Here is a 26,397-nt window from a genome sequence, read left to right as displayed (position 1 = left end):
GCTTTGGCCGGGTTTGTTGTTGGGGATTGTTAGTTGATCTTGAGTAATTCCACATCAAAAATCAGTACCGAACCCGGCGGGATGGAGCCGGCAGAGCGATTGCCGTAGCCCAGGCTGCTGGGTATAAAGAAGCGCATCTTGTCGCCTTCTGTCATCAACTGAACCCCTTCGGTCCAGCCCTTGATCACCTGATTGAGTGGAAAGGCGATGGGCTCGCCGCGATCGACCGAGCTGTCAAACACAGTGCCGTCAATCAGGGTGCCATGGTAGTGCACTGTCACCTTATCCTTGGGACCCGGATGAACCTGGCCTTGCCCCTTGTGCAGCAACTGATACTGCAGCCCTGAGTCTGTGGTGACCACACCCTCTTTATGCTTATTGGCCTCAAGAAATACCTCGCCCTTGGCAATATTCTCTTTTGCCAGTTTTTGGCCATTCATGGTGGTGAAAAAGTAAAAAATAACTGCGGCGATAACCACCACGGCAAGCAACATTCTCATTTGGGGATCCTCTGTCCTGAAGGTGGCGCTATCTTAGCAGTTGGACTGCGGCATTTACAGCTTCGGGTTATAGTGTACTTTTGTCGGGCTTTATCCCACAGGCAGACTTGTGTAGGCTATTGATAAAAAAGTGAAAGCTAAATCAGCTCTCCGCAGAATAATCATAATAAGACTCAAGGAAACCCCTATGCTCAATCGCGCCTCCCGGCCACTGGTCAAGCTGGTGGATAAGTATCTGCCCGATCCCTATATCTTTGTGCTCCTGCTTACTCTGTTGGTGTTTGCCGCCGCCATGCTCGGCCAGCAAAAGACACCGGTAGAAGTGCTGGGTTATTGGGGCAGTGGTTTTTGGAATCTGCTCAGTTTCTCGATGCAGATGTTGCTGGTGCTGGTCGCCGGTTTTATGCTGGCCAGCTCTCCGCCGGTGAAGAAGCTGCTGGACGCCATAGCGTCTCTGGCTCGCAGTGCGCCGCAGGCTATCATACTGGTGACCTTGGTCTCCTTGGCGGCCAGTTGGCTTAACTGGGGGTTCGGTTTGGTGGTTGGTGCCCTGTTTGCCAAGGCGTTGGCGCGCCGGGTCAAGGTGGATTACCGTTTGCTGGTGGCCAGTGCCTATTCGGGCTTTGTGGTCTGGCACGGCGGCTTGGCGGGCTCAGTGCCTTTGACTGTGGCCACACCAGGACACTTTGCCGAGGCGCAGATAGGTATTATCCCTACCTCGGAAACTATTTTTGCCGGTTTTAATCTGCTGCTACTTGCCTTGCTGTTTATCATAATGCCGTTGGTCAATCGCTTTATGCTGCCGGATGACAAAGAGTCTGTGATAGTCGATCCTACGCTGCTCGAGGATGCTGCGCCGACTCAGAGTGAGAACAAACGCCCGGCCGACTATCTGGAGAATAGCCGGATACTCGGGACCCTGGTGGGCCTGTGTGGTCTCGGGTATCTGGGGTATTGGTTCTTTGTTCAGCGGGGCAGTCTCAACCTCAACATAGTCAACTTCCTGTTTCTGTTTCTGGCGATAACCCTGCACCAGACGCCGCGCAGTCTGCTGGTCAGTCTCAATGAGGCGATAAAGGGCGGCGCCGGGATAGTGATCCAGTTTCCCTTCTACGCCGGCATCATGGCGGTGATGGTGCAGTCCGGGTTGGCGCAGAGTATCTCTTCGGGTTTTGTTGCCATTGCCAGCGCCGAGTCACTGCCATTCTGGAGCTTTATCAGCGCCGGGGTGGTGAATATCTTCGTGCCATCCGGTGGCGGCCAGTGGGCGGTACAGGCACCTATCATGTTGCCGGCCGCCGAGGCACTTGGCGCCGATGTCGCCAGGGTCGCCATGGCGGTGGCCTGGGGGGATGCCTGGACCAACCTGATCCAGCCTTTTTGGGCGCTGCCTGTGTTGGCCATTGCCGGGCTCAAGGCCCGGGATATCATGGGTTTTTGCCTGATGCAGTTGCTGATCACCGGCGTGGTGATAAGTGTTGCCCTCAGTTGGTTTTAGGCCAGCTATGCTTGCTGATCCCCTTGATATACAGGCTCTTGTGATAGGCCCAACCGAAAGCGAGGATCAGCAGCAACCCCGAAACCACAGGCGTTAGCAAAAACTGCCAGTCGGCCCCGGCCAGCATCACCAGCAAGGGGTTGGCACCGGCCGGTGGATGTGTGGTATTGGTCAACATCATCAGGCCGACCCCGAGGCCGGTTCCCAGCCCCAGTGTCAGCGGCGACACTCCCAAGGTGTGCAATAACAAGAGTCCCAGAGCACAGGTGAGCAGGTGGCCGAAGAAGATGTTTTTCGGCTGCGCCAGCGGGCTTTGGGGCAGGGCGTAGAGCAACACCATAGTGGCACCGAATGGTGCCATCAGCAGCAGACTCCAGCTCAGATTCTGTGTCAGCATCTCCTGTAATCCCGCCAGTAATCCAATACAGCTTCCGGCGCCCAGTGTGGCCCAGGCGGCAGCCTGCCAACGGTTTGTCGCAGTTTGGGCTGTGGTTTTTGCAGGTGTTGCAGTCAGGGGAGGCGTGTTGTCCATATCTGTTTTCCTTTGGTTGTCAGCATTTTTGCTTGGTAGAACAATCGGTCTACTTTTTATGGTAGACAGACCGTTCTACTTTTGTCAAACTCAGATTGAATCGTTAAGGAGTGTGAGATGGACAAGGTTTCCCAACTGCTTGCCGGCGCCTTTGAACTCTTTTATCGAGAGAGTGTGCATGGGGTGGGCATCAATCAAATTCTGGCCGAGGCCGGCATCGCCAAGAAGACCCTTTATCATCATTTCGAAGGGAAGGAGGCCCTGGTGCTGGCCGTGGTGCGTTATCGCGATCAGCTGTTTTTTGACTGGTTGAATCAAAGGCTGGAGGTGGCGCAAACGCCAACAGAGCTGGTCCATGAGCTGTTTAACGCCCTGGATGATTGGTTCAACAGCCGGGTTGAGTCCCTGAGCCAGTTTCGCGGCTGTTTCTTTATCAATACCGCCGCCGAGTATCCCTCACCCGAGCATCCGGTAAATCGTCTCTGCCGAGAGCATAAGGCCAGGGTTCAAAATGAGCTTGAGCAGAAATTGTCGTCTTGGCTTGGCCGCGAGCACGCTCGTGAGTTGGCCGGGCAGCTGTGTTTGATTAAAGAGGGGACGATAGTCTCGGCCCAGCTCGTTAGCCGGCAGTATGCTGCCGAGCGCGGCCGCAAGCTGGCACTTGGCTTATTTGATTAAGCCTGCTTGATAGGCGAGCTTGCCCTTGAGTTTAGAGACAACCGTTAAAAGGCTATCTCGGGCAGCCGTGCCAGCCATCCCAGCTTAAGAGCGGCGCCAAGCGCCAACAGGTTGAGGCCGACACAGCACCAGAATAGGAGTCTGAAACTTGTTTTACTGGTCTTGTGGCGAAACTGATGGCGTGCCAGCAAAGCGCCAGGCCAGCCACCGAGCAAACCGGTCAGTTGCAGGGTCGACTCCTTGGTGCGCCAGCGGCCAGTTTCGGCGGCCTTTTTATCACTGGCATAGAGCCAATAACAGAGAAGGCTCAGCAGCAGATACCAGACGGGCACCAAGAGCGGCAGCTTACCCAGTGCCACTAATGCCAGTAGCAGCAGGGCAAACAGGACTGTGAGCTTACCGACGAAAGACTTGTGACTGCTGCGCTTATTCTGCTGACGCTGTTTTTGTTTGAGTCTGCCCCTGTCCTCGGGAAAGAAGGCCTGTTTTGCCTGGCGCCGGCCCTGGTCATCCAGTGTGATGTCAAAGGTCAGTACGTCGCCCACTTGTGGCCTGCGACCGCTCAGGCTCAGTGACTTAATGTGCAGAAATACCCGTTCACTGCCGTCATTGGGGCTGATAAATCCAAAGCCTTTATCGTCCTGCCAATGGCTGACTTTTCCTTTGTACTTCATGTATTTGACTCGTGAGTATTCGTGGCGTTATTGATTGGCTTATTGCCAAAGGCCAGACGGCGCCAGAGCCATTCCAGCGGTCCTTGGTTGAAGAACTTAAGGTAGCAGCTGGCCAGTATTATCTGAACCAAGGCATAACCCAGGGCTATGGCCAGGTAGTCTATGCGTTCAAGTGTCAGCAGTAACTCGGGCGCTTGATGGCGAAACAGCCAGATCCCAAAACAGGACTGCAAAATATACAGGCTCAAGGGGATCCGGCCAACCGCCTGCAGGCGTCTTGGCAACCATGGCAGGCGCCGGCCGAACTTAACCAACAGATGCGCATAGATGATAGCCATGGGAATGGCGCTCAGCATGACCAGAATATCGGAAAGCATCACCAATTTGGGGCGGGATTGCAGGCTGAGAATCGTGTCCGCCAGCGACAGCAGCAAGCTCAGCGCCAGCAATTTCCCTAATTTGCCCTGGGGTAAACCTTGGTCAAACAGCCCGCGACGATACAGGCTAATCCCCAGCAGCATCACACCGCTGACAAACCACAGCAGAGTAAATGGCAGGGAAATCAGCATCAACAAGGTCATAAACAGGTGCATCAGCAACTGCTCGCCATAGCTGCCGGTCCAGGCGCTGTATTGTTCATTGAAAAAGGCGTTGCCGCGGATCCAGGTTTCATCACCCGGCAGAAAGATCATCAAACCATAGGCCAGGGTGCCGATGGCGATAAAGAGCAGCGCCCGCCTTTGCTGGGCCTCAATCTCCAGGTTACGATAATGCCAGGCGAGGAAGCCACAAATGCTATAGGTGAGCAGTATATCCCCCGGCCAGATAAACAGGCTGTGCAGCGCCCCAAAGAGCATCAGCCAGAGTAAGCGTGAGCGGATTAAGGGGAAGGGCTCCAATCCTCTGGCGAGGAAATTCTGTTGTTGAATATAGAGGCCGACACCGAAGAGCATGGAAAACAGGCTGAGGAAGCGCCCTTCCAGCAGAAAATTACTCAGGGTTTCGGTAATGGCATCGGTTAAATGAAACTCGGGAAAGGGCGCATAACCATATAAGGTGACGCCCATAAAACTGACATTGAGAAAGAATATCCCCAATACTGCCAGCCCTCTGACGGCATCGATATTGGGGTTGTGACTGATTTTGACCGGCTGTCCCTGCATCTTTTTCCTGCTTACTCTTGAGTACCGTCTAAGGCTTCGATTAGCTGAGCCAAGTTAGCAATCAAACCCGAATGAGGGAAGTGCTGGCTTGTTTCAAATTATGATCCCTTCTCGGTCGCGTTTTTGGCTGGCTTGGCCGAGATCCAGAGCCTGATACTGCCCTTGACCACAAGGATATCATTGCAGTCATAGGCGAGCACCTCGACATCGAGATCCCCAGGCTGCCAGGCATTGGCATCAACCTTGGCCACACAGCGGATATCGCTGCCGGCCTTGGCGGTGTAATCCAGCGTCATGCCCTTGGGGATCCAGCGTAGATGAGGTGGTATTGAAGCCTCGGCCATGACTCCCATCGCCATTTCCAGGCCGTTGCAGATGGCAATGACATGTACTGTACCTATGTGATTCTCCACTGCGCGGCGTTTACGCAGCAGGCATTCACAGTAGTTGGGCTCCAACTGACGGATTATCGGTTTGATACTGCCAAAGTAGGGCGCCATCCGGCTGACCAGCAAGGAGAATATCTTATTGCCAAAGGGCAGGCGCCTGCATTTGTGATACAAGTTCAGGGTCGAATTGGCGGTTTTACTCATAGTGATTCCTTGTGGGTATTCCTTGTTGATGTTCTTTGTTGGTATAGGGTAATGTTTTTGTTATTACTCTGGTCGGATGAGTGTGTATGCTGACGAGCGCTTTGGCAAGAGCCAAGAGGAAAGAGGCAAGAGCATTGGTTAAGACGAGCGAGGGGCACACCAATCTGATCTGGGGCTGAACAGATAGAATAAAATGGCGTGGCAGCAACTGGGGGCTGTGCTTAAAATGACGGTTTCTTCTGGAAGGTGCGAATGGGTGGACCCTTTGCAAGTGCAAGAATCACTTCCTTGGACAATCCAACTTCAATCAGGATTGGTATAATCCGCGAGAATTATCAAAACAGTAGTAAGGAAACCTAGTGAAATTTCTGTTGACCTACCTCAAGGGGCTGGCCATGGGGGCCGCCGATGTGGTGCCCGGCGTTTCCGGGGGAACCATAGCCTTTATTACCGGCATCTATGACACCCTGCTGGAAAGTATTCGCCGTATCAATCCCAGTCTTTGGGGCATTATACGCCGCGACGGGATCAAGGCGGCGTTTGCACATATCAATGGCGCCTTTTTGTTGAGTCTGTTGGCGGGGATCCTCAGCAGTATTCTGAGTCTGGCCAAGCTTATCTCTTACCTGCTGGCACATCATCCTATTCCTGTATGGTCATTCTTTTTCGGGCTGATCCTTATCTCCGTGGTGCATATGCTGCGCCAGGTCAAGGGCGGTTTTTCACTGCCACGGCTACTGATTTTTGCACTGGGAGTGGCCTTTGCATGGGGCATTACCGTGCTGAGCCCGGTTGAGTTGGAAGCCAGCTACTTTAATATTTTTGTTGGCGGTGCCATTGCCATTTGCGCCATGATACTGCCAGGGATATCCGGCAGCTTTATCCTCTTGCTATTGGGACTGTATCCGGCCGTGCTGGCGGCGGCCAAGAATATCCAGTTGGATATTCTTGGCTGTTTTGCTGTCGGTGCCGTGATAGGTATCCTGAGTTTCAGCCATCTGCTGTCGGCGCTGCTGCGGCGCTTTCACGATGCCACCCTTATCTTCCTTACCGGGCTTATGCTGGGGACGCTGGGCAAGATCTGGCCTTGGAAACAGACGCTGAGCTGGCGCACCAATTCCCATGGTGAGCAGGTACCCCTGGTGCAGCAAAACCTGTCTCCCTTTGGCTTTGAGCAACTGACACAGCAGCCGCATCAGTTGGGGTTGGCGCTCTTGTGTGCCGCCGCCGGAATTGGCCTGGTACTCCTGGTTGAGCGCCTGGGGGCCAGCAAGCAGTAATTTCAGGCCATAGTGCCCTGCAGTGAAAGGTATCAATGATAAAAAACGGGAGCTCAAGGCTCCCGTTTTTTATCTCCCTTCGAATCTCTCTTAAATGCCTTTGCGTTACAGGTTTCATTCAAGATGGGTCTTGCTTCGCCAGCGGATAGCCCAGGCTTGCTGGGCTTGACTCCATTTAAGGTCTTGTATGGCTTGCCAGGCAAGTCGGTTCCTCTTTGCTAAAAAAATATTGTACAAAAACTTGATCCTTGTACAGGTATGTGCCTTAATTTACTACAAGGTTATACAAGGGTTCTCAATATGTACAAGTTTGAGCCGCAGCGAATTCAACTGGGTATCAGTGCCTGCCTGTTGGGGCAGCAGGTGCGTTTTGACGGTGGTCATAAGAATTCTGTCTATTGCCAGCAGGAGCTTAGGCAGCATTTTGATTTTGTGCCAGTCTGTCCTGAGATGGCGATAGGTATGGGCGCGCCACGCAAGAGCATACGTCAGGTGCGCCGCGGTGATGAGATCCGGATCCAGAGCCGTGATGCCAGCCTGGATGTAACCGAGAGCCTGCAAAGTTTCAGTGAGGAAAAAGTCGCTGAATTGGGATTTTTAAGTGGCTATTTGCTTTGTGCCAAATCACCTACCTGCGGCATGGAACGGGTCACTGTCTACAAGGAAGGCAGTGATCAGGGGAATCGCAGCGGCATAGGTGTGTTCGCCAAGGCCCTGATGCAACGTTGGCCACAACTGCCGGTTGAAGAAGAGGGGCGCTTGAACGATTTGGTGATCAGGGAAAACTTTTTCACCCGGGTGTATGCCTTTCACGACTGGCAGTGTCTGCTGCACTCCGGCTTGAGCCTGCATAAATTGACCCAATTTCATGCCAGATACAAATACCTCTTGCTGGCTCACAGTCCGGCTCAATATCGCCAACTTGGCCCCTTGCTGGCTGACGGCGGCGAAGACTTGCAGGAAACTGCCCGGCGTTACTTTGAAGGCTTTATGGAGGCGCTGAAAAACAAGGCCAGTCGCCGCAATCACACCAGTGCGCTGCAGCATATTCAGGGCTATTTCAAACAACACCTGACCAAGGCGCAGAAGTCTGAGCTTAGCCAGGCGATAGATGAATATCGTCAGGGGCTGCAACCTCTGTTGGTGCCGCTGACATTGATTAAACATTACTTGAGGGAGCATCCGCAGCCGTATATTGCGGCCCAGGTTTATCTCAACCCTCATCCACAGGAGTTAAAACTGCGTTATGCCTACTGATAACATTGCCAACCTTTCCATCGGCGAAGTCGCCAGACTGACGGGGGTGAATCCTGTCACCTTGCGCGCCTGGCAGCGACGGTTTGGACTGGTTATCCCGCAGCGCACCCCTAAGGGCCATAGACTCTACAGTCAGGAGCAGGTTCAGCAGATCCGTGAAATCCTCTCCTGGCTTGAGCAGGGCGTGGCCATCAGCAAGGTCAAGCCACTGCTCAGTGGCCAGACAGAAAAACAGCTGCAGCAAGAAAATGAAGACGACGACTGGCTGAAGTTCAGCAGCAGTCTCACCGAGGCGGCACTTTCTCTCAGCAGTGCCCGCTTTGGCCGCTTGCTGGATGAATTCAGTGCCCTCTATCCCATCGCCTTGTGTTGTCGGCGCCTGCGCCATTGGTTGCAAGTATTGGAAACCCAGCTCGATGAACGCCTCGACGGCGCATTTGTCCGCAGTTGGCTCGAAAGCCGTTTGGCTCACTATGTCGGCGCTCGCAGCGAGCAGTTGCTGCGTCAGAAACCCCGTTGGCAACTTCTTTATCTGCCGCTTGGCAAGCAGCCGACATGGAGTGAGCTCTTGCTGCAACTGGAGCTTATTACCCGGGGGGTCAGCCTGTTGCCGCTCAATATAGAGGAGCCTTTGGAAGGTCAGGGGCTGCAACTCTTGGCACACAGGCTGCCGCTGCAGGGACTCTTGTTGCTGCCACCTTCCCAGTTGCCGGGCAGCAGTGTCAAAGCCCTGTTCCAGTTGGCGCGCGCTTTGGATTATCCACTGATCTTGAGCGGGGATTATGTGGCGGCTCATGCCAATGCCTTTGAGCACTATGCCAAGGAACTGGCTGTGACTGAAAAAGGCGCCAAGAAGGACCGGGAGCTCGTCAAGAGTCCTGTGCTTTGCAGCAGCAATGCCGCCATATTGGCATTGCTGGGGCAGGCCGAGTCCGCCTCAAAACAACTGGAGGACAAGTAACATGTCCCAGTCTTTGCCCAATCATGTGCCTTCCTGTGAAAAGGCCTGTGTTGCCATCTGGTTTCGCAGCGATCTGCGCACTTCAGATAACCAGGCTCTGTGGCTGGCGTGCGAAGCGGCAAGGGCCCAAGATCTGCCGCTGCGGGGTTTTTATATTGCGACTCCAGCACAGTGGCAGCAGCACTCTGTTGGTCCCATGCAACTCGATTTCATCGAACGCAGCGTCAATCAACTGCAACGGGCGTTGGCATCTTTGGGGATAGCTTTTGATTTACTGCACTGTGACGATTTCTCTTTGGTGAATGCCACTGTCGAGGCGTATTGCCAACGCCAGGGCGTTAAGCAGATTTTTGCCGGGCGCGAGGTGGAGATTAACGAGCAGCGCCGGGATCAGGCGCTGGCGCAGCTTACCAGGACTATAGGGGTAGGCCTGCAGTTTACCGATGAGCACTGTTTGCTGCCGCCAGGGAGCGTTTGTACCCAAGGCGGCGAAATGTATCGGGTATTTACCCCCTTCTTTCGCCGCTGGCGTGAGCTGCTGGGAAGAGAGGCGATAACGCCGCTGCCGGTACCTGCGCCTCTGGCCCCGGCTTTACCCGAACCCGCAGAGCTGAGTTTTAAGGTCAGCAATCAAGGCAGTAAACAAGACAGCCATCACTGGCCAGTGGGTGAAGGGGCGGCCAGGCAGCGGCTCGATAGTTTTATTGCCAATCAGCTTGCCGATTACGGCCAGGAGCGGGATTTCCCGGCGCTCGATGGCACCAGTTGCCTGTCGCCCTATCTGGCGTTTGGTATTCTCAGCCCGCGGCAATGTGTGGCGGCGTTGCTCAATCGCTTCCCCGAGGCTATGGCAGAGGACAATAGTCCGGGTCGCAGCTGGCTGGCTGAGCTGGCCTGGCGCGAGTTTTACCGCCATCTGCTGCACGCCTGGCCCCAGCTGTGTATGGGCCGCAACTTCAACGTGCTCGGCGATGACATAGTCTGGCGGAACGACCCGCAAGAGTTTGCCGCCTGGTGCGAGGGCCGCACCGGTTATCCGCTGGTGGATGCCGCCATGCGTCAGCTAAACCAGACCGGCTGGATGCACAATCGGCTGCGAATGGTGGCCGCCAGCTTCCTCACCAAACACCTATTGGTGGACTGGCGTTGGGGCGAGCAGTATTTTCGCCGCGCTCTGATAGATGGCGACCTGGCGGCCAATAACGGCGGCTGGCAGTGGTCTGCCGGCACCGGCTGTGATGCCCAGCCCTATTTCAGGATCTTCAACCCCATGAGCCAGAGCGAAAAGTTCGACCCCGACGCCAGTTTTATCCGCCGTTATCTGCCTGAACTGGCGCACTGGCCGCTTAAGCAGATACACCATCCGGGCACGGCTGCATCGTCCCGCTTCACCGAGCCGAGTCTGTTTGCCACTGCGGCTTATCCGCCACCTATAGTCGAGCACAGCGCTGCGCGGCAAAGGGCGTTGACCGCCCTGGCCGTGCTGAAAAAGTCTGCCTGAACTCAGTTCATTAGCCGAGGGATTATCATGACCAGCCACTCAGTTGCCGCGGACATAGCACCCGCTTCACAGCCGGCATCGCCGCAGTCTCAGGAGATTATTCAGGCATTTATTGCCTTGTATCAATCCCTGGGCCCTGAGCAATTGCCCACATTGCGCCAAAGGCTGCAGGCCGTCTATGCGCCTGAGATCTGTTTTTGCGATCCCATGCATCGACTGGAGGGGCTTGAGCAACTGGAACAGTATTTTGCCGGTTTGTATCGCAACCTGACCGAAATCGCCTTTGAGATCACTGACGTCTTGCCCGCCGGGGACCAGGCCGCCATCAGTTGGCAGATGAAGTATTGCCACCCCAAATTGAACCGGGGGCAGAGTATCAGTGTCGATGGTATCAGCCTCATCAAGTTTGGCGACAAAGTCCATTATCACAGGGATTATCTGGATCTGGGGCAGATGCTCTATGAACAGCTGCCACTGCTGGGCTCTGTGGTGCGCATGGTCAAGGGCAGGGCAAGCCGATGAAGACAGTATTGATCACTGGTGCCAGCTCAGGTATAGGTGCCGAGCTCGCCAGACAATATGCCGCCGCCGGTTGGCGGGTCTTGGCCTGTGGCCGCAATGAACAAGCTCTGGCCGCCCTCGAAGGCTGCGAGCCTTTGAGGTTCGATGTCACCGACAGAGACTCGGTGCTGAGGCTTGGCAGCAAGCTCAAATTGGAGTTGGGCCAAGCCAACTGTGTGGATCTGCTGCTGCTCAACGCCGGTACCTGTGAGTACATAGACGAGGCCATGGCCTTTGACAGCGCCCTGTTTGAGCGGGTTATCCGCACCAATCTGTTGGCTGTGGGTTATTGCCTGGAAGCCTTTATGCCTTTGCTTGCCCGTGGCAGCCAACTGGCGCTGATGAGCTCAAGCGTTGTGATGCTGCCTTTCCCGCGGGCGGAGGCCTATGGCGCCTCCAAGGCCGGGATCAGTTACCTGGCTCAGAGCTTGCGGCTCGATCTGGCCCACAAGGGAATAGACGTCAGCGAAATTCGCCCTGGCTTTGTTAAAACGCCGCTCACCGACAAAAATGACTTCGCCATGCCGATGCGGATCTCCGCCGATAAAGCCGCCAACACCATCATCCAAGCCCTGGCCGCCAGACGGCGCCTGATAGCCTTTCCCGGGCGCTTTATCTGGCTGCTGACTCTGCTGAGCTGGCTGCCCCGCAGTTGGTTGGCCGCCGCCCTTGGTAAACCCTCTGCAAAAAACGGGAGCCCAGTATGACAGTTTCAACCGGCAACAAGCCGCGCATCGCCATAGTCGGTTCGGGGATCTCCTCGCTCACTTGTGGTTATCTGTTGTCACAGCAGTATGAGGTGACGCTGTTTGAAGCCGCCGATTATCTGGGCGGGCATACGGCCACAGTGGATGTTGAGCTTGGTGGCAAACCCTACGCCATAGACACAGGGTTTATTGTGTTCAACGATCGCACTTATCCCAGGTTTCAGGCCTTGATGGCCCGGGTCGGTATCAAGGCGCTGGCGACCGAGATGAGCTTCTCGGTGCAAAACCTTGTCAGCGGTCTTGAATACAACGGCCATAGCCTGGCGACCCTGTTTGCGCAAAAGCGCAATCTGCTGAGTCCGACTTTCTGGGGGTTCCTGAGGGAGATTTTGGCCTTCAACAGCCGCTGCAAAGCCTTGTATCAAAGCGGTCGTTACCCGTCGGTGACACTGGGGGAATTTCTCGAACAGCAGGGGTTCTCCGACTTCTTCTGTCAACACTATATCCTGCCGATGGGCGCCGCTATCTGGTCGTCCAGTATTCAGGATATGCGCGCCTTCTCGCTGCCTTTCTTTATCCGTTTCTTTGAACATCATGGACTGTTGGCCGTCAGCAATCGGCCGCAGTGGTATGTGCTCGAAGGCGGCTCCCGCAGTTACATTCCGGCGCTCAGCGCGCCCTTTGCCGAGCGGGTTCATCTCAACTCGCCGGTAGCACAAATCCGCCGCCAAGCGGGGAGCGTGCAGCTCAGAGTCAAGGATAGCTGGCATGAGTTCGATCAGGTGATCCTCGGCTGCCACAGCGATCAGGCACTGGCCATGCTAGGTGACGCCAGTGAGCTGGAGCGGGAGATACTCTCCAGGCTTAAATACCAGGATAACCAGGTGACCTTGCATACAGACACCTCGTTGCTGCCGAAGCACCGCGCCGCCTGGGCCAGTTGGAATTATCGTCTCGATGGCGATGCCAGCCGTCCCGCCTGCGTGACCTACAACATGAATATTTTGCAGCGCCTGCCAAAGTCTGCGCCGAATTTTTTGGTGACCCTGAATCAGGATGAGGCGATAGCCAAGGACAAGGTGCTCAAACGCTTTGTCTATGCTCACCCGGTATTCAATGAACAGAGCCAGGCGGCGCAGCAACGCCGCAGCGAGATCTGCGGCCAAAACCGTATCCATTTTGTCGGCGCCTACTGGTACAACGGCTTTCATGAAGACGGGGTACGCAGCGCCCTGGATGTTTGTGAAAGGTTCGGGGTAAGCCTATGAAACCTGAAACGGGTCTCTACCTCGGCAGCGTCAGCCACTTTAGGCTAACGCCGGTAAGGCACTGTTTTCGCTATCCCTTTGCCCTGATGTTGCTGGACTTGGATGACTTGCCAAGGCTTTCGTCCCTGAGCGGCTTGTTTGGTGAATCCCCTTGGTCTGCGCTGCGTTTTCGGCAGCAGGATTATCTCAAGGCGGCTTCAGAATCGAATACTGCCACCTCGCTGAAACAGCGGGTACTGGATAAGGTGATTGCGCTCGGCGGTGAGGCCGGCTGCGACAGCGTGCTGTTCGCCGGGCAACTGCGCCACTTTGGACTCTATTTCAGCCCGGTCAACTTTTTCTACTGCTTTCAAGGTGATGAGTATAAATACCTGTTGGCTGAGGTGAGCAATACCCCTTGGAATGAGCGTCACTGTTATCTGGTGTCGGCCGAGGCGCCGGCACTTGGCGACAAGTGCTTCCATGTATCGCCTTTTATGTCGCTGGATTATCGCTATCGCTGGCATATTCCGGCGCCGGCAGAGCGGCTCGATTTGCGGATCAGCAATCTGCCCGGCAAGGGGGACGTGGCAGGGCCGGCCCACGAGTCGCAAAAGGCCAGCTTCGATGCAGTATTAAGCCTCAAACGCCGCTCCTTCAATGGCCGTGAGCTCAGGCGTTATCTGTGGGGCTTTCCCTTGATGAGCCTGAAAATTCTTTGGCTCATCTATTGGCAAGCGCTGCGTTTGTGGCTTAAGCGGGTGCCCTTTGTGCCATACGAGCGCAAGCCTCAGGGCGGCACGGACTGATGCTAAGGAAGGTGCGAACAAGTCCCATGTGTACTCTGCGTCGGCTTACGGGCTTGGATGCAAGGCGTGGTTCGCAGCAAATGGCCTTAGTCCTTTGCAAGAAGCACAACACAGCAGGCAGGTCTGTAAGCCACGCCCTTCGGGGCTTTCACAGCAACCGGCTCTCTGCGTTATCCGACTTCGACAGGCCCCGGCATGCCTTCAGTCAGATGCCTTGAACGCCAATTGCTGTGCAAGCCAGAGTGCCACGAGGACTTATTTGCACCTTCCCTAAAGGTTTGGAAATTTCCCCGAGTGTGACAGCAAACATTGGAGAATGAGATGGAAAACACAGTAGCCAAAAACAGACAGCAGTTGGCCGCCAGCGGCAAGAGTCTATGGGCCAGAGTCATGCAACAGGCCTTGAATGCCTTGGAGGGCGGTTGTCTTAAGCTGCAGTTGGGGAGTGAGCAGTGGACCTTCGGCCCGCTCGATGCAGACCTGGTCGCCATAATTCGTATTCACGATGAACGCTTTTTTCGCCAGGTGATTCTGGGCGGCTCTATCGGCGCCGGTGAAGCCTATATTCAGGGGCACTGGTCCAGTCCGGATGTTACCGCCGTGGTACGCCTGTTTGCCCGTAATCTGCCGCTGCTGGATAAGATAGAGAAACGGTTCTCCTGGTTTTCCAACACAGTTAGCCGGGTGAAACACCTGCTGCGCCGAAACTCAAAGGCAGGTTCAAAGCGCAATATTCTGGCGCACTATGATCTGGGCAACCCCTTGTATCAGGCATTTCTCGACCCTGAGCTGCTCTATTCAAGCGCCGTCTATCCCCATGAAGAGGCGCAGTTGGATGAGGCGCAGCAGTATAAGCTGCAACTGATTTGCGAGCGGCTGGATCTGCAGCCCGGCATGACTCTGCTGGAAATAGGTACCGGTTGGGGCGCCCTGGCTATCTATGCCGCCAAACACTATGGCGTCAAGGTAACCACTACCACTATTTCCGATGCCCAGTACCAATATGCCAGTGAAAGGGTTGCCGCCGAAGGACTGAGTGAGCGCATTACCCTGTTGCGGCAGGATTATCGCCAGCTCAGCGGCCAGTATGACCGTTTGGTTTCGATAGAGATGATAGAGGCAGTGGGCCACGATTATCTGCCGGGCTTTTTTGCCGGCCTGGATGCCCTGCTCAAGCCGAGCGGCAAGCTGTTACTGCAGGCGATCACCATTAAAGATCAACGCTATGACAGCTATCGCAAAGGGGTGGATTTTATTCAGCGCTATATTTTCCCCGGCGGCTGCCTGCCATCTGTCACCGAGATGACGCGCCACTTGCAGCGGCAAACCTCCATGACCCTCTGGTCGTTGGATGATATAGGTCTCGACTATGCACGCACCCTGAATGACTGGCATGCCAACTTCGATGACGCCAGAGAGCGGGTGCGCGAACTCGGCTATGGTGAGGACTTTGTGCGTATGTGGAAGTTTTATCTGAGTTACTGCGAGGGTGGTTTTCTTGAGCGCACCATAAGCACAGTGCAACTGACTGCGGTCAAGGACGGCTATCGTCCGCTTAGCTCAAGACAAATCGCAGGTTAGGCCATGAGACTCTTATCGCCTTGGTTTTTTCTGCTGCTCAATGCAGCCATTTTCCAGTTGGGCTGGTGGTCTTTGATCCTGTTTGCCAATCAGGCGCTGGTGTTTGCTCTCTTGCTGCTTTGTGTCCAGTTGCTGCTTGTCAATCCGGGCTACCGCTCAGCCCTCATGGCAGATAATGCCGGGGATGAGCACAGCCAACTGGCAGAGCAAAGCGTAAAGCGTACCGGATACAGCATGAAAACATTCAACGCCGTGCTGATACCGGCTGTTATCGGCATAGCCTTGGACGCCATGCTGCACCTTGGCGGAGTATTTGAGTTTGACAGTCCCTCGCGGCTTTTACCCTTGTGGCTCTGTTGCCTTTGGGGGCATTTTGCCGCGACGTTGGGGGTGAGTCTGGCCTGGCTCAGGGACTTGCCTAAATGGCAGCAGGCGCTCTTTGGCGCAGTGGGTGGCGCCGGCAGTTACCTGGCGGCATTCAGGTTGGAGGCCGTGGCTTGGCCCCTGGGACAATCGGCTACCTTTAGCTTGTTGATACTCATCTGGTCGCTGCTGCTGCCACTGTTAAGTTATTGCAATCTCAGGCTTGAATGGGGCGCAAATCGCCCAACCAAAGGATTTCTCTGACGGAGACCGGCAATGAAACGATTCATCAAGGGTGTAAACAAGGGAGCAAAGCAAGTCGGTAAGCTGCATAACCCAAGCTTTGCCGGGCTGCTGATGATACTGCTTGGCCTACCCACTCAGGGATGGGCAGACAATTTACAGATTCAAGCGCAGCAGGCTCAAGCGCAGAGCCAAGTGCAGACATCTGAGCCCAAAGCTGCCCAGGTCGAGCCATCAAAGGCGGAGCTTGCCAGCTTTCGGGAAGTGGGCCGCGGTGAAATGGACTGGTGGTTTATGACCCTTTATCGGGCCAGGTTGCTGACGCCGGATGGTAGTTACCAGCCCAATAGCTTCCCGCAGCAGCTGGAAATTCAGTATTACCGGGATATCCCCGCCTCGCGACTCCTGGAGGCCACCAAACACCAGTGGCTGCACTTGGGATATGACAGAGAGCAGATATCCGCCTGGTTGGCGCTGCTTGAAGGGCTCTGGCCGGATGTGGAGCAGGGGGACAGATTGAGCTTTGTGGCAAACGGGCCGCAGCAGGGATACTTTCTGTTCAACGACAAGCCGTTAGCCGCGATTGCCATAGATGAGAGCGCTTCGAGCGAGCATAAGCGTTTTGCCGGCGCCTTTTTGGCGATTTGGTTGTCAGAGCGCAGCAGTCAGCCGCAGCTGAGAGCTCAGTTGATAGGAGAGCAGGCATGCAAATGTTAATGAGCAGGTTTATCGGTTTCGCCAAGGTTTGGTTGTTACTTCTGATACTCGGACTGAGCGGTTGTGGCAGTGTCGATATTCATGACTATAGCGCCAGCGAACCTAAGTTGGATCTGCAGCAGTTCTTTAACGGGGAGCTGCAGGCTTCAGGTATGGTGGAAGATTACAGTGGCCAGGTGGTGCGCCGTTTCAATGTACGGATGACGGGCAGTTGGCAGGGGAATCAAGGTGTGTTGCAGGAGTGGTTTGAGTATGACGATGGTGAGCTTGCCGAGCGAACCTGGCACATTACCAAGCTTGCCGATGGCCGCTACCAGGGCAGAGCCGAGGATATTCTGGGGGGGGCAGAAGGGCAAGCAGAGGGCTTTGCCCTGCGCTGGCGCTACGACATGCTGCTGAAGCTCGATAGCGGCGAGTATCAGGTGCATTTTGACGACTGGATGTATCAAACGGCGCCGGACACCATAATCAACCGTAGCGAGATCCGTAAATGGGGCCTGACGGTGGGGGAGGTGACTCTGGTGATCCGTAGGTTGGAACACAAGTAGCAGAGCGACGATTAATCATACGGCATGACTAACGCTGAGTCTCAGCCTGGGTTAAGCTTAGATCTGTTTAAATGGTAACAGTCTATCAACACAGGTTTAAATAACGATGAACAAAAAATCCGCTGTACTGCCATGGGCTTCAATGGGCTTATTGGCACTGGTATCCCTTGGCGGTTGCTCTAGTGGTATCGATTTCAGTTTTAAAGCGCCCGAGGAGGAGCGGGTGGACCCCAATCTACCCGCCGAAGATCCCATGGCACAGGATAACCAGAGGATCATAGATGATGCGCGCCGGGAAGGTAAAATCGACCCTCAAGTGTTTCCCGCTAAACGCTGATCAGCCTAGTTGTTTGCTGTTGTCGCTCTGCTTGCGGTCATAGTATTCGAAGGGAAATAGGTTGCGCAGGCGCTGAATATTGGCATCTCCGGCATTGGCGCTGATGTGCAGCCGCACTTCACCACTGCGTTCGGCGCGTACTGTACAGGTGAGTTTCTCTTTCTTGACCAGGGCGCGGCATTCGCGTTCAAACCTCTCCGGGATCTTACCCTTGTGGGAGGTCATACGACCGTCCTTGAAATGCATTTCAAATATTGTCACCCCTTTTTTGTTAGTGAAAACCAGTTTGTAGATAAGCACTAACGCCAGGGCGATAAAGAATATTTTTAACATAGTGGCCATAGTGGGACTCCTTGTTTCACCAAGAGTGAATACTGTTATCCGGGTGTTATCTTATATCCTCAGTTATACCTGCAAGCGGTAGCGTTTGACAGTGCATCCAAGGCGGATTTTTGTGATAAGGCTAAAAGGACTGGCAAATTGGCTATCCTTGGTTATTATTTGTTCAGGAATATCTGTTTTACCACAAGCCAAGATCAAGGATGAAGCCATGTACCTTTCCAATGCCGAGCGCTGGGCGCAAATCTGTGACAAACAAGTGGAACTGATGGGAAAGCTCAGTGAGCAGTTTCCCGAGCGGCGAGAACAACTGCAACACCTCACCCATAGCTGGCAAGACGTCAAACAGCAGGTGCGTCAGGGCGATACCCCTCACATACCGCCACTGCGTTGAGAACTGAATCAATTTATACAAAAGAGCCGCTCAGGGAGCGGCTCTTTTACTTTTGGTTGGTGGGAGGAAGATGGGGCTTGCCCGTGCAGGTCTGTCCTATGGCTTGCCTGGGCAGCGCAATTTTGCTGCTTAGAAAGCGTAACTGACACTCGCCAGCACAGTGCCGTCATTCTGGAAGGTGCCACTGCTGATCTCGGCATCCGAATCTATATCTGTGTCCAACCAGGCCACAGACAGACCAAAACCGGCAATCTCAGTAGAGACACCTATGGAGTAATCCAGATATTTGCCCATATCTTCATCGGGCGCATCGCCGAAGTTGTAACCCAAGTGCATATCCAGGCTCCAGTTTTCGGCAAACTCATAACTATAGTTCAGCTCGGCATAGTGATAGTCCAGATCTGAACCCGCATAGTCATTGGTGTACCAGTAGGCAGCCCTAAAATCACTGAACTCCAGGCCGAAAGAGATTTCGTTGTAGTCCTGAGAGACATTGTCGCCCGGGTACATATAGCGCAGCAGAGTAATGTCATAGGCCAGGTTGTCGTTGATTTCACCGGCGTAACCCAGGTAGACATCCAGTTCGAAATCGGCACCCACCTGATCCTCTTTGGGAGTACCATCTTCATCGAATTCCACATTACTGGCCCAGGCCCCGACGAAGAAACCCGAGTCGTGACTCCAGTCCAGCCCGCCCTGAACGGCAAAATCACCGGCGGTTTGTGACACGGCCCTAAAGCGGTAGTCATTGGTCACGGCTATCTCGCCGCTGACTTCGGCCATGGCAGAGGTTGAGGTTATGGCGCCGCCAAGCAGCAGTGCCCATAGCAGAGGGTTGGATCTTCTTATCACTTGGTTCACAAGCACTTCTCCCTTCTTTGGTTTGCCGGCCCCGTCCGGGAATATCCCGGCGCGGCCTGGTTTATGCCAAACAACAGCAGCTATGCTGAGACCTCATGGCGGTTTTGTTTTTATCTGTTGGATTCAAACACCACATAGAGCTTGCGGCAGGGAACCGTTACCTGCCAGCTGCCGCGAAACCCGGCCGGGATCACAAACCTGTCACCCGGGCCAACTTCGAGACGATTTCCCTGCTCATCGCTGATGACACTGTTACCCTCGAGGATTTCGCAATACTCGTGCTCAGTGTAGTCAACTTTCCAAGCACCTGTTTCGCTTTGCCAAATTCCGGTATGAAACTGCTCACAGGGGCTGGAGTAATGGTTCTCCAGCCGTTGCATAGGCGCGCCCTGCAGACGCTTTTCCTCGGCGATGGAGTATTCACTTATCTCGGGAGTATTACGCGCCAGTACTCTGATATTGTTGATGTGCATCAGGCTCTCCCTCTCTCCCTATTTCATGGTCGGCATGATGAAATCGGCACTCAGCTGTTTGGGCCAGCGGGCGGTAACGGCTTTGCGCCGGGTGTAGAAGCGAACTCCATCCGGGCCGTGCATATGCAGTGGGCCAAACAGCGAGCGTTTCCAACCGCCGAAACTGTGAAATGCCATGGGCACAGGGATAGGCACATTGACCCCTACCATGCCGACTTGCACCGAGTGGCAAAAGTCGCGCGCCAGCTCGCCGCTCTGGGTAAAGATGGCGGTGCCGTTGCCGAACTCATGTTGATTGATAAGAGCCAGCGCCGAGTCATAGTCGGCCACCCTGACTATGCAAAGCACAGGGCCGAAGATCTCTTCCCGGTAAATCTGCATCTCGGGGGTTACGCCATCGAACAGGGTCGCACCGAGAAAGAAACCTTCGCTGTCTGCCAAGGTATTGCGGCCATCTACCAGGCAAACTGCGCCCTGCTGTATACCGCTGTCTATATAGCTGCAGACCTTGTCCAGATGCGCGCGGGAGATAAGCGGCCCCATTTCCATACCCGGCTCCAGGCCGTTACCTACCTTGAGCGCGGCTATCTTGGGTTGCAGTTTTTCTATCAGGGCATCGGCCACATCAGCAACCGCCAGTACCACGGAAATAGCCATACAGCGCTCGCCGGCAGAGCCATAGGCCGCGCCCATCAGGGCGTTGCTGGCCAGTTCCAGATCGGCATCCGGCATCAGCAGCATGTGGTTCTTGGCGCCGCCGAGTGCCTGCACCCGCTTGCCGTGGGCCGATGCCTTACTGTAGATATACTCGGCGACAGGCGTTGAACCGACAAAGGAGATGGCCTGAACATCCTGATGGCAGAGCAGGGTATCTACCGCCAGCTTGTCGCCGTTGATAACATTGAAAACCCCATCCGGCAGCCCGGCCTGGGTCAACAGCTCGGCAATTCTGAGTACCGGCGCCGGATTCTTTTCCGATGGCTTCATCACAAAGGTATTGCCGCAGGCGATGGCAATCGGGAACATCCACATGGGAACCATCACAGGGAAATTGAACGGCGAAATGCCGGCAACCACCCCGAGCGGTTGATTGATGCTCCAGGCATCGACGCCAGTGCCAACCTGCTCCGTGTGTTCCCCCTTGAGAAGATGGGGAATGCCGCAGGCAAACTCCACCACTTCCAGCCCTCGAACCAGCTCGCCCCTGGCATCCTCAAGCACTTTGCCGTGTTGCAGGCAGATAAGCTCGGCCAGTTCATCCATGTGGGCTTCTACCAGGGCTTTGAAGCGAAACAGTACCCGTGCCCGGTTAAGGGGCGATACCTTTGACCAAGCGTCAAAAGCCTGCTTGGCCGAGTCTATCGCCCGTTCTGTATCTGCCTTAGAGGCGAGGGCGACTCTGGCTTGCTCTTCGCCGTTGGCCGGGTTGAAAATCGGCAGTGAAGCCTGAGCCTGGCTGCCATCTGTCTCATGTCCATCTATATAGTGGCTGTAAATACGCATAACTATCCTGTGTGCTTCAGTCGACGGTTTGGATGGCGTCGGCCAGGGTGGAAATCAGTTGATCTATTTGGGACTCTTCCACTATCAGTGGCGGGGAGAGGGCGATGATGTCGGCGGTGGCCCGTACCAGCGCACCTTGCCAGAAACAGCGCTCGAAAATCTGATAGCCGCGTTTGCCAACACCTTGCGGGCTGGGGGCCAGTTGAATGCCACCCACCAGGCCGGTATTGCGAATATCGATGACATTGGGCAGCCCCTTGAGACTGTGCAGCGCCTGCTCAAAGTAGGGCGCCATCGTTGTAGTGCGCTCAAACAGCTTTTCGTCACGGTAGATATCCAGGGTGGCCAGTGCCGCCGCGGCCGCAACCGGATGCCCTGAATAGGTATAGCCGTGAAAGAACTCGATCATCGTCTCAGGGCCCTGCATACAGGCATCGTGAATCGCTTGCTGCACAAACACCGCGCCCATAGGGATGGCGCCATTGTTGAGCGCCTTGGCCGTGGTCATTATGTCCGGAGTCACATCCCAGTGGTTGCTGGCAAAAGCGCCGCCCACCCGGCCAAAACCTGTGATTACCTCATCGAATATCAGCAAGATGCCGTATTTTTGAGTGATCTCCCGAAGGCGCTTGAGATAGCCCTTGGGAGGCAATATTACCCCGGCCGAACCTGACATGGGCTCGACGATAACGGCGGCGATATTCTCTGCGCCATGCAGGGCAATCAGCCCCTCGAGCGCCTCGGCCTTGTCGGCGCCATGCTCGGGCAAGCCGCGGCTGAAGGCGTTGGCTTCCATATCCAGAGTGTGGGGCAGGTGATCGACGCCGCCGAGGAGCTGCGGGCTGAAACCTTTGCGGTTATTGCCAATTCCGCCCACCGAAATACCGCCAAACCCCACGCCGTGATAGCCCAGCTCACGGCCGATAAAACGGCTGCGGCTCGGCTCGCCATTGGCTCTGTGGTAACACAGCGCCAGCTTGAGTGCGGTGTCGACTGACTCTGAGCCCGAGTTGGTAAAGAAGATACGGTTCATGCCGGGCGGGGCGATTTCACTGAGGCGCTCGGCCAACTCGAATGCCAACGGATGACCCATCTGAAAACTGGGGGCATAGTCCATTTCGCGGATCTGACGGCTGACCGCCTCACTGATCTCCGCCCGGCCATGGCCGGCATTACAGCACCAAAGACCTGCGGTGCCGTCCAGCACCTGACGGCCATCGACATCCAGGTAATACATGCCTTCGGCCGAAGCCAGTAGCCTGGGAGTTTGCTTGAATTGACGGTTGGCACTGAAAGGCATCCAGTAATGCTCGAGATTGCCCTGTGTTTTCGCCTGTTGTTTTAGCTCTGCCATAAGCATTAACCTTAGTGTTGCGGGCTTGTTAATGGTGATTGATATTTCGCTATGCTATGTCAGAAATAATGAACATGGAAGGCCTGTGTGCAATTATTTATGCCAAAAAATCTATTTTTGTAAAATATATTGAATTTATGCCGTGCTCGAGGCTAATCTGGAGCGACCCGAATAACTCGCGATGGCTGCACGAGTTGGCCGCGATAGGCCTACTGAGGTAGTGGAATGCCCGCTTGCAAGCAGATGAGAGGATTTATGAGTACACCGCAAACCCGTCAGCAATGGCAGCAGTTGGCCGCGCAATTGCAGATCTGTGGCCAGGCCTTTATCCATGGAGAGTATTGTGCAGCCGTATCCGGCGAGACCTTCGATTGCATCAGCCCTGTGGATGGCAACAAGCTTGCCGCTGTAGCCAGTTGCGATCTGGCCGATGCCGAGGCAGCGGTGGCCAGTGCCAGAGCCAGTTTTGAATCCGGAGTCTGGTCGCGAATGGCGCCGGTAGAACGCAAAAAGGTGATGATACGCTTTGCCGATTTGCTGGAGGCGCATAGTGATGAACTGGCCTTGCTGGAAACCCTGGATATGGGCAAGCCAATCCGTTTTTCCAAGTCGGTGGATGTGACCAATGCCGCCAGGGCCTTGCGTTGGTCCGGCGAAGCGGTTGACAAGATTTACGACGAGATAGCGCCCACAGCTGACAATGAAATAGGCATGATCACCCGTGAGCCTGTCGGGGTGGTGGCTGCGATTGTACCGTGGAACTTCCCCTTGCTGATGGCCTGCTGGAAACTGGGGCCGGCGCTGGCCAGCGGTAACTCTGTCATCCTCAAACCCTCGGAAAAATCCCCTTTGACGGCGATTCGTATGGCTGCCATTGCCTTGGAAGCCGGGATCCCGCCCGGAGTGCTCAATGTATTGCCCGGTTTTGGTCATACAGTTGGCAAGGCGCTGGCGCTGCATATGGATGTCGATACCCTGGTGTTTACCGGCTCCACCAAGATAGCCAAGCAACTGATGGTCTACGCCGGTCAGTCCAATATGAAACGTGTGTGGTTGGAGGCCGGTGGCAAGAGCCCCCACATAGTCTTTAACGATTGCCCGGATCTCAAGGCGGCGGCGCAGGCGGCAGCTTCGGCCATCGCCTTCAACCAGGGTGAAGTTTGCACCGCAGGTTCGCGCCTGCTGGTGGAGTCCGGGGTCAAGGAGCAACTGATAGCGCTCATTATCGACGAACTCAAATCCTGGCAGCCAGGGCATCCGCTGGATCCGGATACCGTCAGTGGCGCCGTGGTGGATCAGCAGCAGCTGCAGACTATTCTCGGTTATATCGAGGCGGGTAAGCAGCAAGGCGCTGTGCTGGCCTGTGGCGGCGAGCAACTCATGGCTGAAACCGGTGGCGTTTATGTGGCGCCGACTCTGTTTCGTGAAGTGAATAATCAGATGAGTATCGCCCGCGAGGAGATCTTCGGCCCTGTACTGAGTGTGATTGAATTTGAGGGAATGGAGCAGGCGATAGCCATAGGCAACGATAGCATCTATGGCCTGGCGGCCGGTGTGTGGACAGCGGATCTCAGCAAGGCCCACAGAACCGCCAAGGCGCTGAGAAGCGGCATGGTGTGGATCAATCATTATGACGGCGGCGATATGACGGCGCCTTTCGGTGGTTATAAGCAGTCGGGTAACGGCCGAGATAAGTCGCTGCATGCTTTTGATAAATACACAGAAATTAAGGCAACCTGGATAGCCATTTAATCGGTTTGCTGTAATAGACAATTCCCCTGCCTTGCGGGGGGATTGTCGCTAAGGAAGGTGCGAACAAGTCCCATGCGTGCTCTGCGTCGGCTTACAAGCCTGGATGCAAGGCGTGGTTCGCCGCAAATGGCCCTAGTCCTTTGCAAGAAGCACAACACAGCAGGCAGGCTTGTAAGCCACGCCCTTCGGGGCTTGCACAGCAATCGGCTCTCTGCGTTATCCGACTTCGACAGGCCCCGGCATGCCTTCAGTCAGGTGCCTTGAACGCCAATTGCTGTGTAAGCCAGAGTGCCGCGAGGACTTATTCGCACCTTCCCTAAGTTCAGGGCTTGAGGTGTTCACGCACAGGTTCAAACAGCGCATCGAGCAACACTTGAGTGTGGTTATCTTCGACTCGCAGCTCCAGCCAACCGTCGCTGCCGAGAATTTCAAGCTGCCTGCACACGAGTTTCGGCGGTGAGGCTTGCAGTTCCCCCTTGAGGCGAAAAATCCCCAGCGGAGTATGAATGCGGCTGATATCGAAGGGAGTATTCACGACTGCCACAACGCTTTTGCTGTACTTACTTTCAAAATGGCTCCCTATTCAACATACACTTGTCTTCAAAACAGGCCTTGTTCAGAATAGATCCTTGAATCTATGGTACAGCATGCCTGCCGCCAGAATGGGCGAGCGCAGCGCCGGGCCACCCGGGAAGGTCATATGCTCTATTGAGGCAAAGATATCGAAGCGCTCAGCCTGCTGACTGATAGCTTCTGCCAGCAGACGACCCGCCATATGGGTGGCATTGACGCCATGCCCGGCATAGGCCTGGGCGAAATAGATGTTGGGGCTATCCGGCAACCTGCCTATCTGCGGCAGACGGTTGGCGCCTATCCCTATCATGCCACCCCACTGATAATCTATTTTTACGCCCTTGAGCGCCGGGAAAACTCTTTCCATATTGGGCCTGAGCGCGGCGCAAATGTCCTTGGGATCTCTGCCCGAGTAGTTGCACAGCCCGCCAAACAACAGGCGGTTGTCGGCCGACAGATGAAAATAGTCCAGTGCTATGCTCATATCGGCGAAGGCCATATTCTGCGGAATAATGTCAGCGCAGAGAGCTTGCGACAGGGGCTCGGTCGCCAGCAGATAACTGCCGGCCGGTAGCACCTTACCGCCGATATGAGGTTCGAGTTTGGCACCTATATAGGCATTGCCGGCCAAAATCAGATAGCGGCAACGGACTTCACCTCTCTCAGTCCTGACCCGTATCTGCTCGCCCTTGATGATTTCGGTGGCGGCGCTGTCTTCATAGATGTTAACCCCCAGGCTTCGGGCTGCACGGGCCTCGCCGAGGGCCAGATTCAAAGGGTGCAGATGGCCGCTGCCCATGTCGCTGAGCGCGCCGAGATAACGCTCAGAGCCTATGACTTCGGGCAACTGCTCCTTGGACAACAGCTTGAGCTTATGTGGGTAGCCAAGTTGCTCAAGCTCGGTAAGCTCCTGCTCAAGCTCCTGCATATGTCTTGGTTTCAGCGCCAGATCGCAGTAGCCCCAGCGCAGATCGCAATCGATTTGATATTGCGCGATCCGTTCCCGGACGATATCGACGGCTTCAAAACCCATCTGCTTGATAGCCAGTACACCTTCTTTACCTATACTGGGCTCAAACTGTTCAATATTATGGCCAATACCGCGGATCAACTCCCCGCCATTACGTCCTGAGGCGCCCCAGCCCACTCTTTTGGCTTCCAGTATGGTGACCGCAAAGCCTCGTTCAGCCAGTTCGATGGCACTGTTGAGGCCGCTGAAGCCTGCGCCTATAACGCAGACATCTGTCTCCAAGAACTCTTCCAGCCTGGGATGCTGAAACAGTTCTTTGGCGGTCGCATGGTAAAAAGAGGCGGGATAGTTGTCACTGTGAATGGGGGACTGGATTGGCATCATGGCTCCGTTCTTGTTATAAGTTTGGACTCGGCTGGTTACATCCG

At 55.0% G+C, this 26,397-nt stretch carries 29 protein-coding genes; 17 read left to right on the top strand and 12 right to left on the bottom strand.

Features of this window, described 5'->3' with window-relative positions; translation table 11 throughout:
• Nucleotides 1-29 precede the first annotated feature (29 nt).
• Nucleotides 30-500: an FKBP-type peptidyl-prolyl cis-trans isomerase gene (locus ACF8D4_RS16490; protein WP_044733888.1), complete on the bottom strand. Its 471-nt coding sequence runs from the start codon at nucleotides 498-500 to the stop codon at nucleotides 30-32.
• 187 nt (nucleotides 501-687) lie between these two features.
• On the opposite strand from ACF8D4_RS16490, the gene ACF8D4_RS16485 reads away from it, so the two are divergent.
• The gene (locus tag ACF8D4_RS16485) at nucleotides 688-1,998 is read left to right on the top strand and encodes a short-chain fatty acid transporter (RefSeq protein ID WP_392465931.1); all 1,311 of its coding nucleotides are present in this window, start codon (nucleotides 688-690) and stop codon (nucleotides 1,996-1,998) included.
• On the opposite strand, the gene ACF8D4_RS16480 is transcribed toward ACF8D4_RS16485, so the two are convergent.
• Complete coding sequence (locus ACF8D4_RS16480; protein WP_208125599.1) at nucleotides 1,985-2,530, bottom strand: HPP family protein; 546 nt, start codon at nucleotides 2,528-2,530, stop codon at nucleotides 1,985-1,987. The two genes, ACF8D4_RS16485 and ACF8D4_RS16480, sit on opposite strands and share 14 nt — an antisense overlap.
• Nucleotides 2,531-2,647: 117 nt before the next feature.
• Between ACF8D4_RS16480 and ACF8D4_RS16475 the strand changes: the two genes are divergently transcribed.
• The gene (locus tag ACF8D4_RS16475; RefSeq protein ID WP_208125600.1) at nucleotides 2,648-3,208 is read left to right on the top strand and encodes a TetR/AcrR family transcriptional regulator; all 561 of its coding nucleotides are present in this window, start codon (nucleotides 2,648-2,650) and stop codon (nucleotides 3,206-3,208) included.
• Between the two features lie 44 nt (nucleotides 3,209-3,252).
• On the opposite strand, the gene ACF8D4_RS16470 is transcribed toward ACF8D4_RS16475, so the two are convergent.
• The 3 genes from ACF8D4_RS16470 to ACF8D4_RS16460 all read right to left on the bottom strand — a co-directional run bounded on the left by ACF8D4_RS16470 (nucleotide 3,253) and on the right by ACF8D4_RS16460 (nucleotide 5,638).
• Nucleotides 3,253-3,882 carry a cold shock and DUF1294 domain-containing protein gene (locus tag ACF8D4_RS16470; RefSeq protein ID WP_101060101.1) on the bottom strand — a complete coding sequence of 210 codons (630 nt, stop codon included), beginning with the start codon at nucleotides 3,880-3,882 and terminating at the stop codon, nucleotides 3,253-3,255.
• Entirely contained in the window at nucleotides 3,879-5,045 is a 1,167-nt protein-coding gene (locus tag ACF8D4_RS16465) for a DUF418 domain-containing protein (protein WP_232786099.1), read from the bottom strand. Before ACF8D4_RS16465 ends, ACF8D4_RS16470 begins: the two co-directional genes overlap by 4 nt.
• Before the next feature lie 98 nt (nucleotides 5,046-5,143).
• Nucleotides 5,144-5,638 (bottom strand): hotdog fold domain-containing protein, encoded by a 495-nt coding sequence (locus ACF8D4_RS16460; RefSeq protein ID WP_025889883.1) that lies wholly within the window; start codon nucleotides 5,636-5,638, stop codon nucleotides 5,144-5,146.
• 359 nt (nucleotides 5,639-5,997) lie between these two features.
• Between ACF8D4_RS16460 and ACF8D4_RS16455 the strand changes: the two genes are divergently transcribed.
• The 13 genes from ACF8D4_RS16455 to ACF8D4_RS16395 all read left to right on the top strand — a co-directional run bounded on the left by ACF8D4_RS16455 (nucleotide 5,998) and on the right by ACF8D4_RS16395 (nucleotide 17,750).
• Nucleotides 5,998-6,918 carry a DUF368 domain-containing protein gene (locus ACF8D4_RS16455; protein ID WP_025889882.1) on the top strand — a complete coding sequence of 307 codons (921 nt, stop codon included), beginning with the start codon at nucleotides 5,998-6,000 and terminating at the stop codon, nucleotides 6,916-6,918.
• Nucleotides 6,919-7,218: 300 nt separating this feature from the next.
• On the top strand, nucleotides 7,219-8,175 hold the full coding sequence (locus ACF8D4_RS16450) for a DUF523 and DUF1722 domain-containing protein (protein WP_144220272.1): 957 nt from the start codon (nucleotides 7,219-7,221) through the stop codon (nucleotides 8,173-8,175).
• On the top strand, nucleotides 8,165-9,136 hold the full coding sequence (locus ACF8D4_RS16445; RefSeq protein WP_144220271.1) for a MerR family transcriptional regulator: 972 nt from the start codon (nucleotides 8,165-8,167) through the stop codon (nucleotides 9,134-9,136). Before ACF8D4_RS16450 ends, ACF8D4_RS16445 begins: the two co-directional genes overlap by 11 nt.
• A gap of 1 nt (nucleotide 9,137) precedes the next feature.
• On the top strand, nucleotides 9,138-10,637 hold the full coding sequence (gene phrB / locus ACF8D4_RS16440; protein WP_144220270.1) for a deoxyribodipyrimidine photo-lyase: 1,500 nt from the start codon (nucleotides 9,138-9,140) through the stop codon (nucleotides 10,635-10,637).
• Between the two features lie 27 nt (nucleotides 10,638-10,664).
• A complete protein-coding gene (locus ACF8D4_RS16435) occupies nucleotides 10,665-11,159 on the top strand; it encodes a nuclear transport factor 2 family protein (protein ID WP_052657954.1) in 495 nt (164 codons plus the stop codon).
• Nucleotides 11,156-11,905 carry an SDR family NAD(P)-dependent oxidoreductase gene (locus ACF8D4_RS16430; RefSeq protein WP_167717209.1) on the top strand — a complete coding sequence of 250 codons (750 nt, stop codon included), beginning with the start codon at nucleotides 11,156-11,158 and terminating at the stop codon, nucleotides 11,903-11,905. Before ACF8D4_RS16435 ends, ACF8D4_RS16430 begins: the two co-directional genes overlap by 4 nt.
• Entirely contained in the window at nucleotides 11,902-13,173 is a 1,272-nt protein-coding gene (locus ACF8D4_RS16425) for an NAD(P)/FAD-dependent oxidoreductase (RefSeq protein WP_167717211.1), read from the top strand. The genes ACF8D4_RS16430 and ACF8D4_RS16425 overlap by 4 nt, the downstream gene beginning before the upstream one ends.
• The gene (locus ACF8D4_RS16420) at nucleotides 13,170-13,961 is read left to right on the top strand and encodes a DUF1365 domain-containing protein (RefSeq protein ID WP_392468847.1); all 792 of its coding nucleotides are present in this window, start codon (nucleotides 13,170-13,172) and stop codon (nucleotides 13,959-13,961) included. The genes ACF8D4_RS16425 and ACF8D4_RS16420 overlap by 4 nt, the downstream gene beginning before the upstream one ends.
• Before the next feature lie 321 nt (nucleotides 13,962-14,282).
• The gene (locus ACF8D4_RS16415; RefSeq protein WP_096141586.1) at nucleotides 14,283-15,542 is read left to right on the top strand and encodes a cyclopropane-fatty-acyl-phospholipid synthase family protein; all 1,260 of its coding nucleotides are present in this window, start codon (nucleotides 14,283-14,285) and stop codon (nucleotides 15,540-15,542) included.
• Nucleotides 15,543-15,545: 3 nt separating this feature from the next.
• Complete coding sequence (locus ACF8D4_RS16410) at nucleotides 15,546-16,169, top strand: DUF2878 domain-containing protein (RefSeq protein ID WP_107111510.1); 624 nt, start codon at nucleotides 15,546-15,548, stop codon at nucleotides 16,167-16,169.
• Between the two features lie 12 nt (nucleotides 16,170-16,181).
• Nucleotides 16,182-16,865, top strand: coding sequence for a hypothetical protein (locus tag ACF8D4_RS16405; protein ID WP_208125607.1), 684 nt, complete (start codon nucleotides 16,182-16,184; stop codon nucleotides 16,863-16,865).
• Nucleotides 16,853-17,413 carry a DUF3833 domain-containing protein gene (locus tag ACF8D4_RS16400; protein WP_208125608.1) on the top strand — a complete coding sequence of 187 codons (561 nt, stop codon included), beginning with the start codon at nucleotides 16,853-16,855 and terminating at the stop codon, nucleotides 17,411-17,413. The genes ACF8D4_RS16405 and ACF8D4_RS16400 overlap by 13 nt, the downstream gene beginning before the upstream one ends.
• 106 nt (nucleotides 17,414-17,519) lie before the next feature.
• On the top strand, nucleotides 17,520-17,750 hold the full coding sequence (locus ACF8D4_RS16395) for a hypothetical protein (RefSeq protein WP_093982478.1): 231 nt from the start codon (nucleotides 17,520-17,522) through the stop codon (nucleotides 17,748-17,750).
• On the opposite strand, the gene ACF8D4_RS16390 is transcribed toward ACF8D4_RS16395, so the two are convergent.
• On the bottom strand, nucleotides 17,751-18,092 hold the full coding sequence (locus ACF8D4_RS16390) for a DUF3634 family protein (RefSeq protein ID WP_025009884.1): 342 nt from the start codon (nucleotides 18,090-18,092) through the stop codon (nucleotides 17,751-17,753).
• A 208-nt stretch (nucleotides 18,093-18,300) separates the two neighbouring features.
• Here ACF8D4_RS16390 and ACF8D4_RS16385 point away from each other — a divergent pair, with 208 nt between their 5' ends.
• Nucleotides 18,301-18,483 carry a hypothetical protein gene (locus ACF8D4_RS16385; RefSeq protein WP_025890124.1) on the top strand — a complete coding sequence of 61 codons (183 nt, stop codon included), beginning with the start codon at nucleotides 18,301-18,303 and terminating at the stop codon, nucleotides 18,481-18,483.
• Between the two features lie 129 nt (nucleotides 18,484-18,612).
• On the opposite strand, the gene ACF8D4_RS16380 is transcribed toward ACF8D4_RS16385, so the two are convergent.
• The 4 genes from ACF8D4_RS16380 to ACF8D4_RS16365 form a co-directional block, all read right to left on the bottom strand.
• Complete coding sequence (locus ACF8D4_RS16380) at nucleotides 18,613-19,335, bottom strand: TorF family putative porin (protein ID WP_392465944.1); 723 nt, start codon at nucleotides 19,333-19,335, stop codon at nucleotides 18,613-18,615.
• Nucleotides 19,336-19,454: 119 nt separating this feature from the next.
• Complete coding sequence (locus tag ACF8D4_RS16375; RefSeq protein WP_342206948.1) at nucleotides 19,455-19,817, bottom strand: cupin domain-containing protein; 363 nt, start codon at nucleotides 19,815-19,817, stop codon at nucleotides 19,455-19,457.
• 18 nt (nucleotides 19,818-19,835) lie between these two features.
• Nucleotides 19,836-21,320 carry a CoA-acylating methylmalonate-semialdehyde dehydrogenase gene (locus ACF8D4_RS16370; RefSeq protein ID WP_025009888.1) on the bottom strand — a complete coding sequence of 495 codons (1,485 nt, stop codon included), beginning with the start codon at nucleotides 21,318-21,320 and terminating at the stop codon, nucleotides 19,836-19,838.
• A gap of 16 nt (nucleotides 21,321-21,336) precedes the next feature.
• Nucleotides 21,337-22,674, bottom strand: coding sequence for an aspartate aminotransferase family protein (locus ACF8D4_RS16365; RefSeq protein ID WP_345871220.1), 1,338 nt, complete (start codon nucleotides 22,672-22,674; stop codon nucleotides 21,337-21,339).
• 255 nt (nucleotides 22,675-22,929) lie between these two features.
• Here ACF8D4_RS16365 and ACF8D4_RS16360 point away from each other — a divergent pair, with 255 nt between their 5' ends.
• Complete coding sequence (locus ACF8D4_RS16360) at nucleotides 22,930-24,426, top strand: aldehyde dehydrogenase (RefSeq protein ID WP_044733901.1); 1,497 nt, start codon at nucleotides 22,930-22,932, stop codon at nucleotides 24,424-24,426.
• A gap of 322 nt (nucleotides 24,427-24,748) precedes the next feature.
• Here ACF8D4_RS16360 and ACF8D4_RS16355 read toward each other — a convergent pair whose 3' ends face one another.
• Nucleotides 24,749-24,970: a hypothetical protein gene (locus ACF8D4_RS16355; protein WP_144191393.1), complete on the bottom strand. Its 222-nt coding sequence runs from the start codon at nucleotides 24,968-24,970 to the stop codon at nucleotides 24,749-24,751.
• 72 nt (nucleotides 24,971-25,042) lie between these two features.
• Complete coding sequence (locus ACF8D4_RS16350; RefSeq protein WP_208163493.1) at nucleotides 25,043-26,350, bottom strand: FAD-binding oxidoreductase; 1,308 nt, start codon at nucleotides 26,348-26,350, stop codon at nucleotides 25,043-25,045.
• Nucleotides 26,351-26,397: the final 47 nt, after the last annotated feature.

The sequence above is a fragment of the Shewanella sp. YQ_9 genome (assembly GCF_043103185.1).
In the GTDB taxonomy this organism is placed as follows: domain Bacteria; phylum Pseudomonadota; class Gammaproteobacteria; order Enterobacterales; family Shewanellaceae; genus Shewanella; species Shewanella algae.
The sequence above is the reverse complement of the archived record's forward strand: the minus strand, read 5'-3'. Positions and strand labels throughout refer to the sequence as shown.

Coding starts and splice junctions, on each gene's coding strand:
- ACF8D4_RS16490 (WP_044733888.1), bottom strand. CDS start 500: ATGAGAATGTTGCTTGCCGTGGTGGTTATCGCCGCAGTTATTTTTTAC.
- ACF8D4_RS16485 (WP_392465931.1), top strand. CDS start 688: ATGCTCAATCGCGCCTCCCGGCCACTGGTCAAGCTGGTGGATAAGTAT.
- ACF8D4_RS16480 (WP_208125599.1), bottom strand. CDS start 2,530: ATGGACAACACGCCTCCCCTGACTGCAACACCTGCAAAAACCACAGCC.
- ACF8D4_RS16475 (WP_208125600.1), top strand. CDS start 2,648: ATGGACAAGGTTTCCCAACTGCTTGCCGGCGCCTTTGAACTCTTTTAT.
- ACF8D4_RS16470 (WP_101060101.1), bottom strand. CDS start 3,882: ATGAAGTACAAAGGAAAAGTCAGCCATTGGCAGGACGATAAAGGCTTT.
- ACF8D4_RS16465 (WP_232786099.1), bottom strand. CDS start 5,045: ATGCAGGGACAGCCGGTCAAAATCAGTCACAACCCCAATATCGATGCC.
- ACF8D4_RS16460 (WP_025889883.1), bottom strand. CDS start 5,638: ATGAGTAAAACCGCCAATTCGACCCTGAACTTGTATCACAAATGCAGG.
- ACF8D4_RS16450 (WP_144220272.1), top strand. CDS start 7,219: ATGTACAAGTTTGAGCCGCAGCGAATTCAACTGGGTATCAGTGCCTGC.
- ACF8D4_RS16445 (WP_144220271.1), top strand. CDS start 8,165: ATGCCTACTGATAACATTGCCAACCTTTCCATCGGCGAAGTCGCCAGA.
- phrB (WP_144220270.1), top strand. CDS start 9,138: ATGTCCCAGTCTTTGCCCAATCATGTGCCTTCCTGTGAAAAGGCCTGT.
- ACF8D4_RS16435 (WP_052657954.1), top strand. CDS start 10,665: ATGACCAGCCACTCAGTTGCCGCGGACATAGCACCCGCTTCACAGCCG.
- ACF8D4_RS16430 (WP_167717209.1), top strand. CDS start 11,156: ATGAAGACAGTATTGATCACTGGTGCCAGCTCAGGTATAGGTGCCGAG.
- ACF8D4_RS16425 (WP_167717211.1), top strand. CDS start 11,902: ATGACAGTTTCAACCGGCAACAAGCCGCGCATCGCCATAGTCGGTTCG.
- ACF8D4_RS16420 (WP_392468847.1), top strand. CDS start 13,170: ATGAAACCTGAAACGGGTCTCTACCTCGGCAGCGTCAGCCACTTTAGG.
- ACF8D4_RS16415 (WP_096141586.1), top strand. CDS start 14,283: ATGGAAAACACAGTAGCCAAAAACAGACAGCAGTTGGCCGCCAGCGGC.
- ACF8D4_RS16410 (WP_107111510.1), top strand. CDS start 15,546: ATGAGACTCTTATCGCCTTGGTTTTTTCTGCTGCTCAATGCAGCCATT.
- ACF8D4_RS16405 (WP_208125607.1), top strand. CDS start 16,182: ATGAAACGATTCATCAAGGGTGTAAACAAGGGAGCAAAGCAAGTCGGT.
- ACF8D4_RS16400 (WP_208125608.1), top strand. CDS start 16,853: ATGCAAATGTTAATGAGCAGGTTTATCGGTTTCGCCAAGGTTTGGTTG.
- ACF8D4_RS16395 (WP_093982478.1), top strand. CDS start 17,520: ATGAACAAAAAATCCGCTGTACTGCCATGGGCTTCAATGGGCTTATTG.
- ACF8D4_RS16390 (WP_025009884.1), bottom strand. CDS start 18,092: ATGGCCACTATGTTAAAAATATTCTTTATCGCCCTGGCGTTAGTGCTT.
- ACF8D4_RS16385 (WP_025890124.1), top strand. CDS start 18,301: ATGTACCTTTCCAATGCCGAGCGCTGGGCGCAAATCTGTGACAAACAA.
- ACF8D4_RS16375 (WP_342206948.1), bottom strand. CDS start 19,817: ATGCACATCAACAATATCAGAGTACTGGCGCGTAATACTCCCGAGATA.
- ACF8D4_RS16370 (WP_025009888.1), bottom strand. CDS start 21,320: ATGCGTATTTACAGCCACTATATAGATGGACATGAGACAGATGGCAGC.
- ACF8D4_RS16365 (WP_345871220.1), bottom strand. CDS start 22,674: ATGGCAGAGCTAAAACAACAGGCGAAAACACAGGGCAATCTCGAGCAT.
- ACF8D4_RS16360 (WP_044733901.1), top strand. CDS start 22,930: ATGAGTACACCGCAAACCCGTCAGCAATGGCAGCAGTTGGCCGCGCAA.
- ACF8D4_RS16350 (WP_208163493.1), bottom strand. CDS start 26,350: ATGCCAATCCAGTCCCCCATTCACAGTGACAACTATCCCGCCTCTTTT.